The sequence below is a fragment of the Micromonospora sp. DSM 43699 genome, from assembly GCF_055517075.1.
Genome location: NZ_JBTMMT010000034.1, coordinates 1 through 14,795 on the forward strand (window position 1 = coordinate 1; position 14,795 = coordinate 14,795).

At 72.6% G+C, this 14,795-nt stretch carries 13 protein-coding genes and 2 pseudogenes; 7 read left to right on the plus strand and 8 right to left on the minus strand.

From position 1 onward, the window contains the following. Positions 1 to 367 precede the first annotated feature (367 nt). The 4 genes from tsaB to AC0AIB_RS17665 are packed head-to-tail and all read left to right on the plus strand — an operon-like array spanning position 368 to position 2,944. A complete protein-coding gene (tsaB, locus tag AC0AIB_RS17650) occupies positions 368 to 1,162 on the plus strand; it encodes a tRNA (adenosine(37)-N6)-threonylcarbamoyltransferase complex dimerization subunit type 1 TsaB (RefSeq protein WP_465097091.1) in 795 nt (264 codons plus the stop codon). Then, the gene (gene rimI, locus AC0AIB_RS17655) at positions 1,159 to 1,635 is read left to right on the plus strand and encodes a ribosomal protein S18-alanine N-acetyltransferase (RefSeq protein WP_328342962.1); all 477 of its coding nucleotides are present in this window, start codon (positions 1,159 to 1,161) and stop codon (positions 1,633 to 1,635) included. The genes tsaB and rimI overlap by 4 nt, the downstream gene beginning before the upstream one ends. Beyond that, complete coding sequence (tsaD, locus tag AC0AIB_RS17660; RefSeq protein ID WP_328342963.1) at positions 1,628 to 2,674, plus strand: tRNA (adenosine(37)-N6)-threonylcarbamoyltransferase complex transferase subunit TsaD; 1,047 nt, start codon at positions 1,628 to 1,630, stop codon at positions 2,672 to 2,674. The genes rimI and tsaD overlap by 8 nt, the downstream gene beginning before the upstream one ends. Positions 2,675 to 2,689: 15 nt before the next feature. Next, complete coding sequence (locus tag AC0AIB_RS17665; RefSeq protein ID WP_328342964.1) at positions 2,690 to 2,944, plus strand: hypothetical protein; 255 nt, start codon at positions 2,690 to 2,692, stop codon at positions 2,942 to 2,944. A gap of 88 nt (positions 2,945 to 3,032) precedes the next feature. On the opposite strand, the gene AC0AIB_RS17670 is transcribed toward AC0AIB_RS17665, so the two are convergent. From AC0AIB_RS17670 to AC0AIB_RS17705, 8 genes and pseudogenes are all read right to left on the minus strand, one after another. Continuing rightward, entirely contained in the window at positions 3,033 to 3,773 is a 741-nt protein-coding gene (locus AC0AIB_RS17670; protein WP_328342965.1) for a DUF4142 domain-containing protein, read from the minus strand. 155 nt (positions 3,774 to 3,928) lie between these two features. Beyond that, positions 3,929 to 5,110, minus strand: a complete 1,182-nt coding sequence (locus AC0AIB_RS17675; protein ID WP_328342967.1) for an ROK family protein — start codon at positions 5,108 to 5,110, stop codon at positions 3,929 to 3,931. Between the two features lie 40 nt (positions 5,111 to 5,150). Beyond that, positions 5,151 to 6,410 (minus strand): sugar ABC transporter permease, encoded by a 1,260-nt coding sequence (locus AC0AIB_RS17680; RefSeq protein ID WP_465097092.1) that lies wholly within the window; start codon positions 6,408 to 6,410, stop codon positions 5,151 to 5,153. After that, entirely contained in the window at positions 6,407 to 7,231 is an 825-nt protein-coding gene (locus AC0AIB_RS17685) for an ATP-binding cassette domain-containing protein (protein WP_328342970.1), read from the minus strand. The genes AC0AIB_RS17680 and AC0AIB_RS17685 overlap by 4 nt, the downstream gene beginning before the upstream one ends. Before the next feature lie 119 nt (positions 7,232 to 7,350). Beyond that, a complete protein-coding gene (locus AC0AIB_RS17690) occupies positions 7,351 to 8,451 on the minus strand; it encodes a sugar ABC transporter substrate-binding protein (protein ID WP_328342971.1) in 1,101 nt (366 codons plus the stop codon). 222 nt (positions 8,452 to 8,673) lie between these two features. Beyond that, entirely contained in the window at positions 8,674 to 9,153 is a 480-nt protein-coding gene (gene ybaK / locus AC0AIB_RS17695) for a Cys-tRNA(Pro) deacylase (RefSeq protein ID WP_328342973.1), read from the minus strand. Positions 9,154 to 9,163: 10 nt separating this feature from the next. Continuing rightward, positions 9,164 to 9,604 (minus strand): annotated as a pseudogene (locus AC0AIB_RS17700) (THUMP-like domain-containing protein); the annotation flags it as partial. 65 nt (positions 9,605 to 9,669) lie between these two features. Next, positions 9,670 to 10,432, minus strand: a pseudogene (locus tag AC0AIB_RS17705) (methyltransferase domain-containing protein); the annotation flags it as partial. A gap of 349 nt (positions 10,433 to 10,781) precedes the next feature. On the opposite strand from AC0AIB_RS17705, the gene groES reads away from it, so the two are divergent. From groES to AC0AIB_RS17720, 3 genes are all read left to right on the plus strand, one after another. Beyond that, complete coding sequence (gene groES, locus AC0AIB_RS17710; protein WP_084261531.1) at positions 10,782 to 11,096, plus strand: co-chaperone GroES; 315 nt, start codon at positions 10,782 to 10,784, stop codon at positions 11,094 to 11,096. Positions 11,097 to 11,168: 72 nt separating this feature from the next. Then, positions 11,169 to 12,815, plus strand: coding sequence for a chaperonin GroEL (gene groL, locus AC0AIB_RS17715; RefSeq protein ID WP_328342980.1), 1,647 nt, complete (start codon positions 11,169 to 11,171; stop codon positions 12,813 to 12,815). Positions 12,816 to 12,944: 129 nt separating this feature from the next. Beyond that, complete coding sequence (locus AC0AIB_RS17720; protein WP_465097093.1) at positions 12,945 to 14,624, plus strand: molybdopterin-dependent oxidoreductase; 1,680 nt, start codon at positions 12,945 to 12,947, stop codon at positions 14,622 to 14,624. The last annotated feature ends 171 nt before the right edge of the window (positions 14,625 to 14,795 follow it).

The window sequence follows — 14,795 nt, forward strand, 5'->3', positions numbered from 1 at the left end:
CGCCGCCCGCCGCCCGCCGCCCGCCGCCCGCCGCCCGCCGCCCGCCGCCCGACGCCCGCCGCCCGCCGGGAACCGGTGGGATCGATGGCCGACGCCGACGGCCGAAGGGCGCGGTGTGGGGCGATGGGGCGTGGTGTGGGCGGGGGCGTGGCGTGGCGTGGCGTGGCCGGGCGTAGTGGGGAAGTGTCCCTATGGGTTTCGTCAAAGCCGGGACGGGGCTGGTGGGTGTGGTGTGGGCGGGGGCGCAGTGTGGGTGTGGAGCGCTGTGTGGATATGGGGCGGCGTGGGATGTGGGGCGGGGCGTGGGTTGTGGAGCGGGGCGGGCTGCGACCGGGGCGGCACGGGTGGACGGCTAGGCTGGCTCACCGTGCTCGTACTGGTGGTGGACTCCTCGACCCCCGCGGTCACCGCGGCGCTGACCGAGGTCACGGCGGACGGCGTCGCGTTGCGGGCGCACCGGCGCACGGTCGACGCCCGGGCCCATGGTGAACTGCTCGCCCCACAGGTCGAGGCGGTGCTCGCCGAGGTCGGTGCCCGGCCGGGCGACCTCGGCGCGATCGTCGCCGGGCTCGGACCCGGCCCGTTCACCGGGCTGCGGGTGGGGCTGGTCACCGCCGCCACCATGGGCCAGGTGCTCGGCATCCCCACGTACGGCGTCTGCTCGCTCGACGGCATCGGCCACCCCACCACCGCACCCTCGACCACGCCGGGAAGCCCGGCCGACGCGGCAGCCGGCCACGCTGCGTCTGGCCACGCTGCGTCTGGCCACGCTGCGCCCGGGGACGCCGCGCCGGAAGACGCCGCGCCCGGGGAGCAGCGGGTGCTGGTCGCCGTCGACGCCCGGCGGAAAGAGGTGTACTGGGCGGTCTACGACGATGCCGGCCAGCGGATCGCCGGGCCGGCGGTGGACGCACCGGTGGTCGCCGCCGCCCGTGCCCGGGACCTGGCCGTCACCGTGGCGGTCGGGGACGGCGCCCACCGGTACGCCGACGTGCTCGGCCTGCCGCTGCGCGTCGAGCCCCGTTATCCGGACGCCGCCGCGCTGGTCACCCTGGCCGCCGAGCGGATCCGGGCGGGTGCCCCCGGCGAGGCGCTCACCCCGCTGTACCTGCGCCGGCCGGACGCGGTCGCGGCGACCAGCCGCAAGTCGGTGCTGCCGTGACGGTACGACTCGACCGGTTCCGCTGGTGGCACGTCGCCGAGGTGCTGCCGATCGAGGCGGACCTGTTCGGTGCCGAGCAGTGGTCACCGGCAATGTTCTGGAACGAGCTGGCCAACGGCCACCACTACCGGGTCGCCCTGGACACCGACGGGTCGCCGCTGGGTTACGCCGGGTTGGCCGTCGAGCCGGGCGGCGAGGCGTGGGTGCAGAACATCGCGGTCCGCCGGGACGCCCAGCGGCGCGGGGTGGGCCGGATGCTGCTGGAGGACCTGCTCGCGGAAGTCGCCCGGCGCGGGGTGGGCAGCGTCCTGCTGGAGGTGGCCGCCGACAACGCCCCCGCCCAGCGGCTCTACGCGACGTACGGGTTCGAGCCGATCGGCGTACGACGGGGCTACTACCAACCGAGCAACACCGACGCGCTGGTCATGCGGCGTGACGCGGAACCGGTCGCAGACGGGATGGACCATGGCTGACGAACCGCTGATCCTCGGCATCGAGACCTCCTGCGACGAGACCGGGGTGGGCATCGTGCGCGGGCACACCCTGCTCGCCGACGCGCTGGCCTCCAGCGTGGACGAACATGCCCGGTTCGGCGGTGTGGTGCCCGAGGTGGCCAGCCGGGCGCACCTGGAGGCCATCGTGCCGACCATGGACCGGGCACTGCGCCAGGCCGGCGTGACGATCGCCGACATCGACGCGATCGCGGTCACCTCCGGCCCCGGCCTGGCGGGTGCGCTGCTGGTCGGCGTGGCCGCCGCGAAGGGTTACGCGGTGGCCGCCGAGAAGCCGGTGTACGGGGTGAACCACCTGGCCGCGCACGTCGCGGTGGACACCCTGGAGCACGGCCCGCTGCCTGCGCCGGCGATCGCGATGCTGGTCTCCGGTGGACACTCGTCGCTGCTGCTCGTCGACGACCTGGCCCGGGGGGTGACCCCGTTGGGCGCGACCATCGACGACGCGGCCGGGGAGGCGTTCGACAAGGTGGCCCGGCTGCTCGGGCTGCCGTTCCCGGGCGGCCCGTACATCGACCGGGAGGCCCGTTCCGGCGACCCGGAGTCGATCGGCTTCCCGCGTGGCCTCACCGCCGCCAAGGACCTCGCCGCCCACCGGTACGACTTCTCCTTCTCCGGGCTCAAGACGGCGGTGGCCCGCTGGGTGGAGGGCCGGCGCCGCGCCGGCGAGCCGGTGCCGGTGGCCGACGTGGCCGCGTCCTTCCAGGAGGCGGTCTGTGACGTGCTCACCGGCAAGGCGCTGGCCGCCTGCCGGGAGCACGGGGTGGACACGCTGGTGATCGGCGGGGGAGTGGCGGCGAACTCACGGCTGCGGGCGATGGCCGAGCAGCGGGCGCAGCGGTACGGCATCCGGGTCCGGGTGCCCCGACCGGGGTTGTGCACCGACAACGGGGCGATGGTCGCCGCGCTCGGCGCGCACCTGGTGGCCGCCGGCGTGGCACCGAGCCGGCTGGACCTGCCCGCCGACTCGGCACTGCCGTTGACCACTGTCAGCGTGTGACGGGAGGAGGCCGACGTGATCGTACGGATGTGGGAGGCGCGGGCGGAGTCGTACGGCTTCGCCGACCTGATCACCTGGGTGTGTGAGACCGCGTTGCCCGAGTTCGAGCACGACCCGCTGCACGTGTCCAGTGAGGTCTTCTCGTCCACCGACCACCGGGTGGTGGTCATCTCGAAGTGGCGCAGCAGCCCCCGCGCGCTGCCGGAGCCGCCGGCCACGCTGGTCGCCCGCCCGCCGCACTCCTGGGACTTCACCCAGGTCGACCGCTGACCACAGCGGGCCCCCGGCCGGCCGCCGGACAGCCGGACGGCCCGCGGGCGGTGGTGCCGCCTGCGGGCCGTCGGTCAGGTGCGTGGGATCAGCTGCGGCGCATGATCCGCCAGGTGGCGTAGCCGCCCGCGCCGAGCGCGAGCAGGAAGACCGCCCAGACGACGGTGGTGCTGATCGCGACGGACGGGCCGGCGGCGGCACCGGCCTGGGCGGCGGCGACCAGCGAGTCCTGCTGCGCGGCCGGGATCGCGGCCGGCGGCATCTGCTGCCAGCGGACCAGCCCGGTGCTCTCCAGCATGGCCATGTGGTCGTTGACGAACTTGTTGGCCTGGTCGGCGAGCTTGCGGACGGTGTTGTCCCGGGTGCTGGCCCGGACCGCACCGATCACCGGGAAGATCTTGCCGTGCGCCACCCGGAGCCGGGTCACGAAGATCTGGTCGAACTGAGCACCGGAGGCGTTCTGCATCTCGGTCAGCCACCCCTTCTGCTCGGTGGTGGGATCGCTCGGCAGCGTCGCGCCCAGCTTGTTGGCGGCCTGCACCACCAGCTCGTCGAGGATGCCGTGCTGCCGGGCGATCTCCGCGCCGACCTCCCGCACCCGCGCGGACTGACCCTTGTCGGCGGCCATCGTGCCGGCCGGCATCTCCCACAGGCCGGCGAGCCGGACGCCGTTGAGCAGCGCCACGTCGGCGGCGTTCATCTGGACGCCGGGAGCGGCGACGGCCATGCCGGGTAGCACGACCAGCCCGGCCAGGAAAGCGACGAGCAGCACCGCCACCCGGTAGGTCCGGTGCCCTCGCCGACGACGTACGGAATCCAGCGGTGCCATGCTGCGGTGCCTCCTCGATCCGGGCCGACCTGTCCTGCCGGGCAGCGACCCACAGGCTGCCCGTCCGTCCACTGGTACGGACCACCGGGCCGATCAGTTCATCGGGCCGACCAACTCGCCGGGCGGGGGAGGTGCGGGCGGGACCGCGCGGCGGCTCAGCTGACGTCGAGCGGGTCGGCGAGGAGCCGTTCGAAGGCCAGCTCGGCCGCACCGATCAACGCCGCGTCGTCACCGAGCTTGGGGGTGCGCAGCCGGACGTGTTCCAGGCAGGCGGGCAGCCCGGTCTCGTTGAGCCGGCTGCGGACCTGGGCGGCGGCGGCCAGGTAGAGGTCCCGCATGGTGCCGCCGAAGATGACCATCTCGGGGTTGAAGATGTTGACCAGGTTCGCCACCCCGAAGCCGAGCCAGTCCCCGGCGTGCCGTACCGCGGTCTGGGCGCGGGCGTCACCCCGGTCGGCGGCGTCGAAGACGGCCAGCAGCGCCTCCCGGCCCCGGGCGTCGGAGCGGCCGGCGGCCCGGAGCAGCCCGTACTCGCCGATCTGGGTCTCCCAGCAGCCCCGGGAGCCGCACTCGCAGGGAGTGCCGTCGCGCACCACCACCATGTGCCCGACCTCGCCGCCGTACCCGCCGTGGCCGGTCAGCCGGCGGCCTCCGGCGATGATGCCGGCTCCCACGCCGACGTCGCCGTAGAGGTAGATGACGTTGTCGCAGCCGGCGGCGACCCCCCGGGCGTGTTCGGCGAAGGCGGCGACGTCGGCCACGTTGCCGACCGTGACCGGCAGCTCCACGCCCACCTCGGCGGCGAGCGCCGCGCCGATCGGCTCGTCCACCCAACCGGTGGTGGGGCCGAGCCGGACCAGCCCGTCGGCCTTGCGGACCATGCCGCAGACGGCGACACCCGCGCCGACGCAGATGGACCCCGGCGGCACCCGCTCCCGCATCTGCTTGAGCGCGCCGGCCAGTATCGGGGCGGTCTCGGCGGCATCCAGGTCACGCGGCCGGTCCAGCTCACGGCGGTCGAGCACCTCGCCGCCGAGCCCGACCCGCGCGGCCCGCAGCCGGTCCACCTCGATCGAGTACGCGTACGCGTAGACCCGGGCCGACTCGGGCCGGACGACGAGTGACGGTCGCCCGGCCCGGCCGGTCTCCTTGGGCGTGCCCTCGCTGACCAGCCCGGCACCGGCCAGGTCGGTGGTGAGCGCGCCGATGGTGCTGCGGTTGAGCCCGAGGGCGGTGGTGAGTTCCGCGCGGGAGGTGGCGCCGTGCACGTGGACGTGCCGGAGCAGCGCCCCGAGGTTCTGCCGTCGGATCTCGTCCTGGCTCGGTCCTACCCGCATCGTCGCTGGCACCCCACGTCCCGCCGGTGGTGAACGCGGATCAGCGGGTGCCGGAGGCGTTGGCCCGGCGGCGTGACAGCGCGTCCACGCTGGCCGCGAGGAGCAGCACCACGCCGGTGACCACGTACTTCACCCCGGCGCTGTAACCCATCAGACCCATGCCGTTGTCGATGACGGCGACCACCGCGCCACCGAGCACGGCGTCGAGGACCCGGCCCTTACCGCCGAAGAGGCTGGTGCCGCCGATCACCGCCGCGCCGACAGCGTAGAGCAGCACGTTGCTGCCGCCGGTGTTCGGGTCCACCGAGTTGGCCCGGCTCGCCGCGACGATGCCGCCGACGGCCGCCATCGACGAGCAGATCACGAAGACCGAGATCCGGATCCGGTCGACGTTGATGCCGGCCCGCCGCGCGGCCTCCTTGTTGCCACCGACGGCGTAGACGTGCCGGCCGTAGCTGGTGCGCTGGAGCACGAAGGTCCAGACGATCAGCAGCACCGCGATGACCGGCACCACGATCGGCACGCCCTTGAGCGAGTTGATCAGGACGTTGCGGCTGCGCTCCTGGTTGAGGATGTAGACCGCGAGGCCGAGGATCAGGGTCAGCCCGCCGATCCGGGCGAGCACGACCGCCATCGGGTCGGTGGTCAGGCCCCGGGCCAGCCGCTTACGGTGCCGCAGCAGCTGCACGGCCGCGTACCCGCCGACCGCGATGGCGGCCAGCGCCCAGCCGAGGGTGGGCGGGAGGTTGCGGTTGGCGATCGCCACCAGCACCTCGTCGTTGACCGGGATGTTGCTGCCCCCGCTGATCAGCATCAGCACGATGCCCTGGAAGGCGAGGAAGCCGGCCAGGGTGACCACGAAGGACGGGATGCCGATCTTCGCGACCAGGAAGCCGAGCACGGTGCCGATGACCACGCCGGTGAGGATCGCGGCGAGCACTGCCATGTACCAGGGGTAGCCGGCCTTGGTGGCGACGTTGGCCAGGATGGCCGCGCAGACCCCGCTGGCGAAGCCGGCGGAGAGGTCGATCTCGCCGAGCAGCAGGACGAAGACCAGCCCCATGGCGATCAGGGTGACCGCCGCGCCCTGGGTGAACAGGTTGGCGAAGTTGCCGGCGGTGAGGAACGACGGCCGCATGATCGAGAAGACCGTGCAGAGAACGATCAGCCCGAGTACGGCGGGCAGCGCGCCGATGTCGCCGCCGCGTACCCGACCCCAGTAGCCGCGGAGGTGGCTGCCGACGGTCGGCGTCGGGGTGACTGCCGCCGGCCCTTCCTTGTGCACGGCGGTGGTGGTCATCGAACGCCTCCTGGAGTGGTGTCGGCGGGCCGCGCGCCGTTGCCGTTGCCGGCCGTGACCGGTTCGCCGGTGAGGCCGAGGTTGCCGGAGCGGCCGGCGGTGATCAGCTCGACGACCTGCGAGTGGGTGATGTCGGTGGTCTTCACCTGGGCGACCATCTGGCCGAGGTAGAGCGCGGCGACCCGGTCGGAGACGGCGAAGACGTCGTTCATGTTGTGCGAGATCAGCACCACGGCCAGGCCGTTGTCGGCCAGCCGCCGGACCAGTTCGAGGACCTGGGCGGTCTGGGCGACCCCGAGCGCGGCGGTCGGCTCGTCCAGGATGACCAGCCTGCTGTTCCAGAGCACCGCCTTGGCGATGGCCACCGTCTGCCGCTGGCCGCCGGAGAGGCTGGAGACGTGCTGGCGCAGCGACTTCACCGTCCGCACGGAGAGCCCGGCGAGGGTGTCCGCCGCCATCTGCTCCATGGTCGGCTCGTCGAGCACCAGCCCGCTGTGCTTCTCCCGGCCGAGGAACATGTTCTGCACGATGTCGAGGTTGTCGCAGAGCGCGAGGTCCTGGTAGACGACCTCGATGCCGAGCGTGGCGGCGTCCCGGGGGCTGTTGATGCTCACCGGGCGGCCGTCGAAGAGGAACTCGCCGGCGTCGGCCGGGTAGATGCCGCTGATGCACTTGACCAGGGTGGACTTGCCGGCACCGTTGTCGCCGACCAGTGCGGTCACCTCTCCGGCGTGGGCGGCGAGGGCGACGTCGCGCAGGACCTGGACGGGACCGAAGCTCTTGTCGATCCCGCGCAGTTCCAGCAGGGGGGTCGCGGACACGGGGGTCTCCTTCGGACGGAGGGAAGATCTCGGAGCCCGTCCGGCGTCGAGCGCCGCCCGGCACGAGGCTCCGTGCCGGGCGGCGTCGCGTCGACGGGGTACGACGCTTGTCGTACGGGTCAGCTGATGCCGTTCGCGGTGCAGAGCGCCGCGTACGCACCGGTGCAGAGCTTGGCCTTGTCGACGTAGCCGTCGGCCACCACGTCCTTGACGGTCGACTTGTCGATCGCCTTCGGCTCCAGCAGCACGGACGGAACGTCCCGGCCGCTCTCCGGGTCCTTGACCGTCTGACCGGTCTCCTTGCGCTCGCCCTTCGCCACGGCGATGGCCAGCTCGGCGGCCGCGTCGGCCTCCTTCTTGACGGCCTTGTAGACGGTCATGCACTGGTCACCGGCGAGGATGTTCTGCAGGCCGGTCACGTCGGCGTCCTGGCCGGTCACCGGGACCTTGCCGTTGAGCTTGTTCTTCTTCAGCACCGAGATGGCCGCGTTGCCGAGGCCGTCGTTGGCGGAGAGCACACCGTCGATCTTGCCGCCGGTCTGGGTGAGCATCTGCTCGAAGATGGTGGCACCCTGCGCCGGGTCCCAGTCCGGGACGGCCTGGTCCGGGCCCTTGGTGTATTCCTTCGAGTCGAACTTCGGCTTGAGCACCGAGTCGTAGCCGTTCTTGAACAGGGTGGCGTTGTTGTCGGTCGGCGAGCCGTTGAGGTAGGCGACCGTCGGGTTCTTGACGCCCTTCTCGGTCAGGCACTTGGCCAGGCCCTCGCCCTGGAGCTTGCCGACGGCCTCGTTGTCGAAGCTGACGTAGTACTGGGCGGAGCCGCCCAGGGTCAGCCGGTCGTAGTCGATCGTCGCGACACCCTGCGACTTCGCCTTGTCCAGCACGGCCTTGCCGGTGCCGGAGTCCAGGTTGACGATCATCAGGGTGGTGACGCCCCCGGTGATCATCTGGTCGGCGATGGTCTGGAAGGCGTTCTTGTCGTTCTGCGCGTTCTGGATGTCCGACTCGACACCGGCGGCGTCGAACGCCTCCTTGAGGAACCTGCGGTCAGCGGTCTCCCAGCGGGCGGAGGACTTGCTGTCCGGCAGGATCACGCCGATCTTCGGCTTCTTGTCGGTGCTGCCACCGGCGTCGTCGCTCTTGGAGTCGTCGCCACAGGCGGCCATGCTGCCGGTGGCCAGCAGGCCCACGGCGGCGAAGGTGAGGAAGCCCTTGCGCATGTCTGCACGGGTCCTTTCGAGGGTGGGGGAGGAGTGGTTCGGTGTTTTGTTGTGTCCGGCAACGTATTCCCGCTCGCGTTCCGGGCGCAAGACTGCCGAGGTCAGAAGTTTGTTGGCGGCGGTAACAATTCAGCAACGCGGTTGTCACCCGCAGGACACCCGTCCCGCAATCACGCTGCGTGTCCGTTCCGCGACTACTCTGGTCGCGGTCGGGGGGGCCGGTCAGCCGGCGGCGATCCGCGCGGTGCCGGCCCCGGTGAGGGCCACCAGGTCGGTCGGGGCGAGCTGGAGCTGCAACCCCCGCCGGCCGGCCGAGACATAGACGGTGTCGTGCTCCAGCGCGGAGACGTCCACCACCGTCGGCAGCCGTCGCCGCTGCCCCAGCGGGCTGATCCCACCCCGCACGTAACCGGTGCTCCGTTCGGCGGCGGCCCGGTCGGCCAGTGCGGCCCGTTTGCCGCCCAACGCCGCCGCCAGCGCCTTGAGGTCCAGCTCACCGGTGACCGGGACGACCGCCACCGCCAGCGCCCCGTCCACCTCGGCGACAAGCGTCTTGAACACCCGCTCCGGCGGTACCCCGAGAGCCGCCGCGACCAGCGCGCCGTAGTTCGGCGCGTCCGGGGAGACGTCGTACGGATGGGTGCGGTAGGTGATCTTCCGCTTGGTCAGCAACGCCGTCGCCGCGGTGGCCTGTCCCGCCATGCCGGCCACGTTAGCCCGGCCGGCCCCCGCCCGCGACCGGTCGACCGACCAGCACCGTCGGTGCCCCGGCGACCCGGGTCAGCACCAGGCTGGCCGGGTTCTCCCCGACCAGCCTCAGGTCCCGGCGCAGTTGCTCCGGCGTCAGCGCCGAGCCCCGTTTGAGGATCTCCACCCGGCCGACCCGACGTTCCCGCAGCAGTGCGCGCAGCCGCTTCAGCGAGAACGGCAGCACGTCGACGATCTCCAGGCAGCGGCCGAACGGGGTCGGCTGCGGGGTGTCCGCGTACAGGTAGGCGATCGTCGGGTCGGCCAGCGTCGCGTCGAGGGTGTCGGCCAGTTCGGCGACCAGGTGCGCGCGGACCACCGCCGGGTCCGGGTCGTACAGGTAGCGCCGGACCGGTCCGACCTTGGCCTCGGCCGCACCGGTGCCGGTCAACTGGTGGGCGGCGGCCGGCTCGCCGCCGGCGGGCCGACCGGAGGCGGTGCCGTTCGCCGAGCGCTGCCGGTCGGCGGGTCCCGGCCGCAGCACGGTCGCCCGGCGGGGCACCTCGGCGAGCCGACCACACCAGAGGGCCGCCTCGACCAGGTCGCCGTCGACGCTCACCCACTCCGCCTCGGCCCCGGCCGGGATCAGCGCGTGGTCGAGGCCGGGGGCCACCTTCACCACCGTGTGCGGCACCCGCCCGGCCAGCCCGGTGACGAAGTCCCACGGTGGTGAGTAGGCGTTCGGGTCGAAGATCCGTCGTCCGGTGCCGGCCCGTCGCCGGGCCGGATCGCAGAAGACCGCGTCGACCCGGGTCACGTCGAACGCCGTCGCGTCGCCGCACTCCACGGTGAACATCGCGGCCAGCCCGGCGGCCTCGGCGTTCGCGGCGGCCAGCGCGGCGGTGACCGGGTCGGCCTCCACCCCGTACACCCGGATGCCGGCGCGGGCGGCGGCGAGCGCGTCGGCGCCGAGGCCGCAGCCCAGGTCGGCGAGGGCGCGCACCCCGGCGGCGGCGAGCCGGGCGGCCCGCCGGTCGGCGACCACCCGCCGGGTGGCCTGCTCCAGGCCGGGGCGGGTGAGGAACATCCCGGCCGCCTCCGGGCCGAACTTGCCGACCGCCCGGCGGCGCAGCTCGGCCTGGGTCAGCGCGGCGGCGGCCAGCCCGGCCGGCACCCCGCGCGACCGCAGCGCCGCCGCCGCGGCCAGCGGATCGCCGCCGGCCACCTCGGTCGCCGCGGTGAGCACGGCCGACCCCTCGGGGGTACGCAGCGCGGCGAACTGGTCCAGATCCACCCGCCCATTGTCCGGTCCGTCCCGGAGGTCGACTCGGGCGGGCCGAGGTCGCGGCCTCCGGGCGGGGTCGGCACCGCAGGGTCGCCACCGTTGAGTCGATCATGGCCGGGGTCGGGCCGGGGCGACACGGGAGGTGTCTCGTTGGCACTCTCCTTGACGGAGTGCTAGCCGAGGAATAACCTGCGATTAGCACTCTCACCCTGAGGGTGCCAGCGTCCCGGGCCATCCGGTCCGGGTGCTGAACGCCAGGCGGACCGGCACCCGCGACGACGGCCCCGCCCGGTGGCATGTGGCAATTGACGCTGGTCGGACTCTCGGCCGGCAACGAAACCAAGTACCCCAGGAGGGTATGCCCGTGACTACCGCGACCAAGGTTGCGATCAAGCCGCTCGAGGACCGCATCGTGGTCCAGGCGAACGAGGCTGAGACCACCACGGCGTCGGGCATCGTGATCCCCGACACCGCCAAGGAGAAGCCGCAGGAGGGCACCGTCCTCGCCGTCGGCCCGGGCCGGATCGACGACAAGGGCAACCGCGTGCCGCTCGACGTCAAGGTCGGCGACACCGTCCTCTACTCGAAGTACGGCGGCACCGAGATCAAGTACGCCGGCGAGGAGTACCTGGTGCTCTCCGCCCGCGACGTTCTCGCGGTCATCGAGAAGTAACCAACCGATTCCAGTGTCGTCGCCCCGGTCCGGCTCGCCGGGCCGGGGCGACGTCGCTTCGAAGGGACATTCATGGCGAAGATCCTGAGCTTCTCGGACGACGCCCGGCACCTGCTGGAGCACGGTGTCAACGCCCTCGCGGACACGGTCAAGGTCACCCTCGGCCCGCGCGGGCGCAACGTCGTCCTGGACAAGAAATTCGGTGCGCCGACGATCACCAACGATGGTGTGACCATCGCCAAGGAGATCGAGCTCACCAACCCCTACGAGAACCTCGGCGCGCAGCTGGTCAAGGAGGTGGCGACGAAGACCAACGACGTCGCCGGCGACGGGACCACCACCGCGACCGTGCTGGCCCAGGCGATGGTGCGCGAGGGCCTGCGCAACGTGACCGCCGGTGCCAACCCGGCCGGCCTCAAGCGGGGTGTCGACGCGGCGGCGGCCAAGGTCTCCGAGGCGCTGCTCGGCCGGGCCGTAGAGGTGGCCGACAAGAAGTCGATCGCGCACGTCGCGACGATCTCCGCGCAGGACGCCACCATCGGCGAGCTGATCGCCGAGGCGATGGAGAAGGTCGGCCGCGACGGTGTCATCACCGTCGAGGAGGGCTCCACCCTCACCACCGAGCTGGAGGTGACCGAGGGTCTGCAGTTCGACAAGGGCTTCATCTCGCCGAACTTCGTCACCGACTCGGAGTCTCAGGAGTCGGTGCTCGACGACCCGTACATCCTGATCACCACGCAGAAGATCTCGGCGATCGAGGAGCTGCTGCCGCTGCTGGAGAAGGTCCTCCAGAACAGCAAGCCGCTGCTGATCGTCGCCGAGGACGTCGACGGTCAGGCGCTGTCGACCCTGGTGGTCAACGCGATCCGCAAGACCATCAAGGTCTGCGCGGTCAAGGCCCCCGGCTTCGGCGACCGCCGCAAGGCGATGCTCCAGGACATGGCGATCCTGACCGGCGCCGAGCTGGTCGCCCCGGAGCTGGGCTACCGGCTCGACCAGGTCGGCCTGGAGGCGCTCGGCACCGCCCGGCGGGTCGTGGTCGACAAGGAGAACACCACGGTCATCGACGGCGGTGGCAAGTCCGCCGAGGTTGCCGACCGGGTCGCCCAGATCCGCAAGGAGATCGAGGCCTCCGACTCCGACTGGGACCGGGAGAAGCTGGCCGAGCGGCTGGCCAAGCTCTCCGGTGGCATCGCGGTCATCAAGGCGGGCGCGGCGACCGAGGTCGAGATGAAGGAGCGCAAGCACCGCATCGAGGACGCGATCGCCGCGACCAAGGCCGCGGTCGAGGAGGGTACGGTCCCCGGCGGCGGTGCCGCGCTGGCCCAGATCCGTTCGGTGCTCGACGACGACCTCGGCCTGACCGGTGACGAGAAGGTCGGTGTCTCGATCGTGCGCAAGTCGCTCGTCGAGCCGCTGCGCTGGATCGCCCAGAACGCCGGCCACGACGGTTACGTGGTGGTGGAGAAGGTCGCCGGCAAGGAGTGGGGCCACGGCCTCGACGCCGCCAAGGGCGAGTACGTCGACCTGGTCAAGTCCGGCATCATCGACCCGGTGAAGGTGACCCGCAACGCGGTCACCAACGCCGCGTCGATCGCCGGTCTGCTGCTGACCACCGAGAGCCTCGTGGTGGAGAAGCCGGAGCAGCCGGAGCCGGCCGCCGCCGGTGGGCACGGCCACGGTCACGGTCACGGCCACCAGCACGGCCCGGGATTCTGACCCGGTAGCACGCCTGTTCAGGGCGCATCGTCGTACGTCGGCGGTGCGCCCTGACGCGTCCGGGGGCAGCTGCTTACGGAACGGTGACGTGGTTGGCGGCCGGGGTGGTCGATCGACGACACTGGCCTGATGAGCACCACCTCCCGTGGCTTCGCCGCGCTGGCCGGGGTCACCGCCGCCGTGGTGGCCATCGGTGTCGCCGAGCCGGTCGCCGTCCTCACCGGCCCGCGTTCCGCCCCGCTGATCGCGGTCGGCGGGGTCGTGGTCGACGTGGTCCCCGAGCCGCTCAAGCAGTTCGCCATCGACGTCTTCGGCACGTACGACAAGATCGCCTTGCTGGTCGGGACGGCGGTGCTGCTGGCGGCGTTCGCCGCCGGGATCGGCGTGCTGGCCGCGCGCCGGCTCTCCGTCGGCCTGCTGGGCATCGCGGCGTTCGCCGGCCTCGGTGCCGCCGCCGCGCTCACCCGGGCCGGCGCGGATGTCGCCGACGCCCTACCCGCGCTGGTCGGCGGGGGACTGGGCGGGCTGGTGCTCTGGGCGTTCGTGGCCGGCCCGCTGCAGCTCGACCCCTGGCCCTGGCGGCCACCCACTCCGCTGCCCACCGCCTTCCCGGCCGCCCGCCCCGAGCCGGCCCCGACGGACGAGCCGGCCCCGACGGACGAGCCGTTTCCGGCGCGCGAGCCGTCTCCGGTCCCCGAGCCGTCCCGGGCGGCCGGGCGGGAGCTCGGGGAGCCGAGTGACCCCGAGTCCCGGCGGCGGTTCCTGCGCGGGGCCGGCCTGCTCGCCGGCACGGCGACAGTGGTGGGGCTGGGCGGGCACTGGCTCGCCGGTCGACGGGGGGTCTCGGCGGCTCGGGAGGCCGTCGCGTTGCCCACCCCGTCGGCGGTGGCGCCGGCGGTGCCGCCCGGCGCGGATCTCTCGCTGGCCCAGCTCGCCCCCTACACCACCCCGAACGGCGGCTTCTACCGGATCGACACCGCGCTGGTGGTGCCGCAGGTCGATCCGCGGACGTGGCGGCTGCGCATCCACGGCCGGGTCCGCAACCCGATCGAGTTGACCTTCGCCGAGCTGCTCGCCCGTCCGATGGTCGAGCGGTACGTCACCCTGGCCTGTGTCTCCAACGAGGTGGGCGGGGACCTGATCGGCAACGCCCGCTGGCTGGGCGTACCCATCAAGGAACTGCTCGACGAGGCGGAGCCGGAGGAGGGGGCCGACCAGGTGGTCGGCCGCTCTGTCGACGGCTGGACCTGCGGCACCCCCACGGCGGTGCTGCGCGACGGCCGGGACGCCCTGCTGGCGGTGGGGATGAACGGCGAGCCGCTGCCGGTCGAGCACGGTTTCCCGGTGCGGATGGTGGTGCCCGGCCTCTACGGGTACGTGTCGGCCTGCAAGTGGGTCACCGAGCTGGAGCTGACCAGCTTCGCCGACTTCGACGCGTACTGGGTGCCGCGCGGCTGGTCGGCGCAGGGGCCGGTGAAGACGCAGTCGAGGATCGACACTCCGCGCCCGCGCAACCGGCTGACCGCCGGTGAGGTGGTGGTGGCCGGGGTGGCCTGGGCGCAGCACCGGGGGATCAGCCGGGTCGAGGTACGGGTGGACGGCGGCGGGTGGCAGGAGGCGACCCTCGCCCCGGCGGTGTCGGTGGACACCTGGGTGCAGTGGTCCTGGCGCTGGTCGGCGACCCCGGGTGAGCACACCCTCCAGGTGCGGGCCACCGACCGCGACGGCGAGACCCAGACCGCGCTGGCCGCGCCGGTGGCCCCCGACGGCGCGACCGGTTGGCACCGCGTGAAGGTCACCGTCCGCTGATTCTCCAGCACCCGTCTGTCATCAGGCATGATCGATATGTTGATTACCGGAAATTCCACTGCGGTATCGAGGGTTGAGGCTGTGGGAGCGCTCCCGTAACATACCTGACGCGACTGTTAACGTTCACCTAACAACGACCACCACCAATGTGCAGGTCGCCATCCCGTCAGG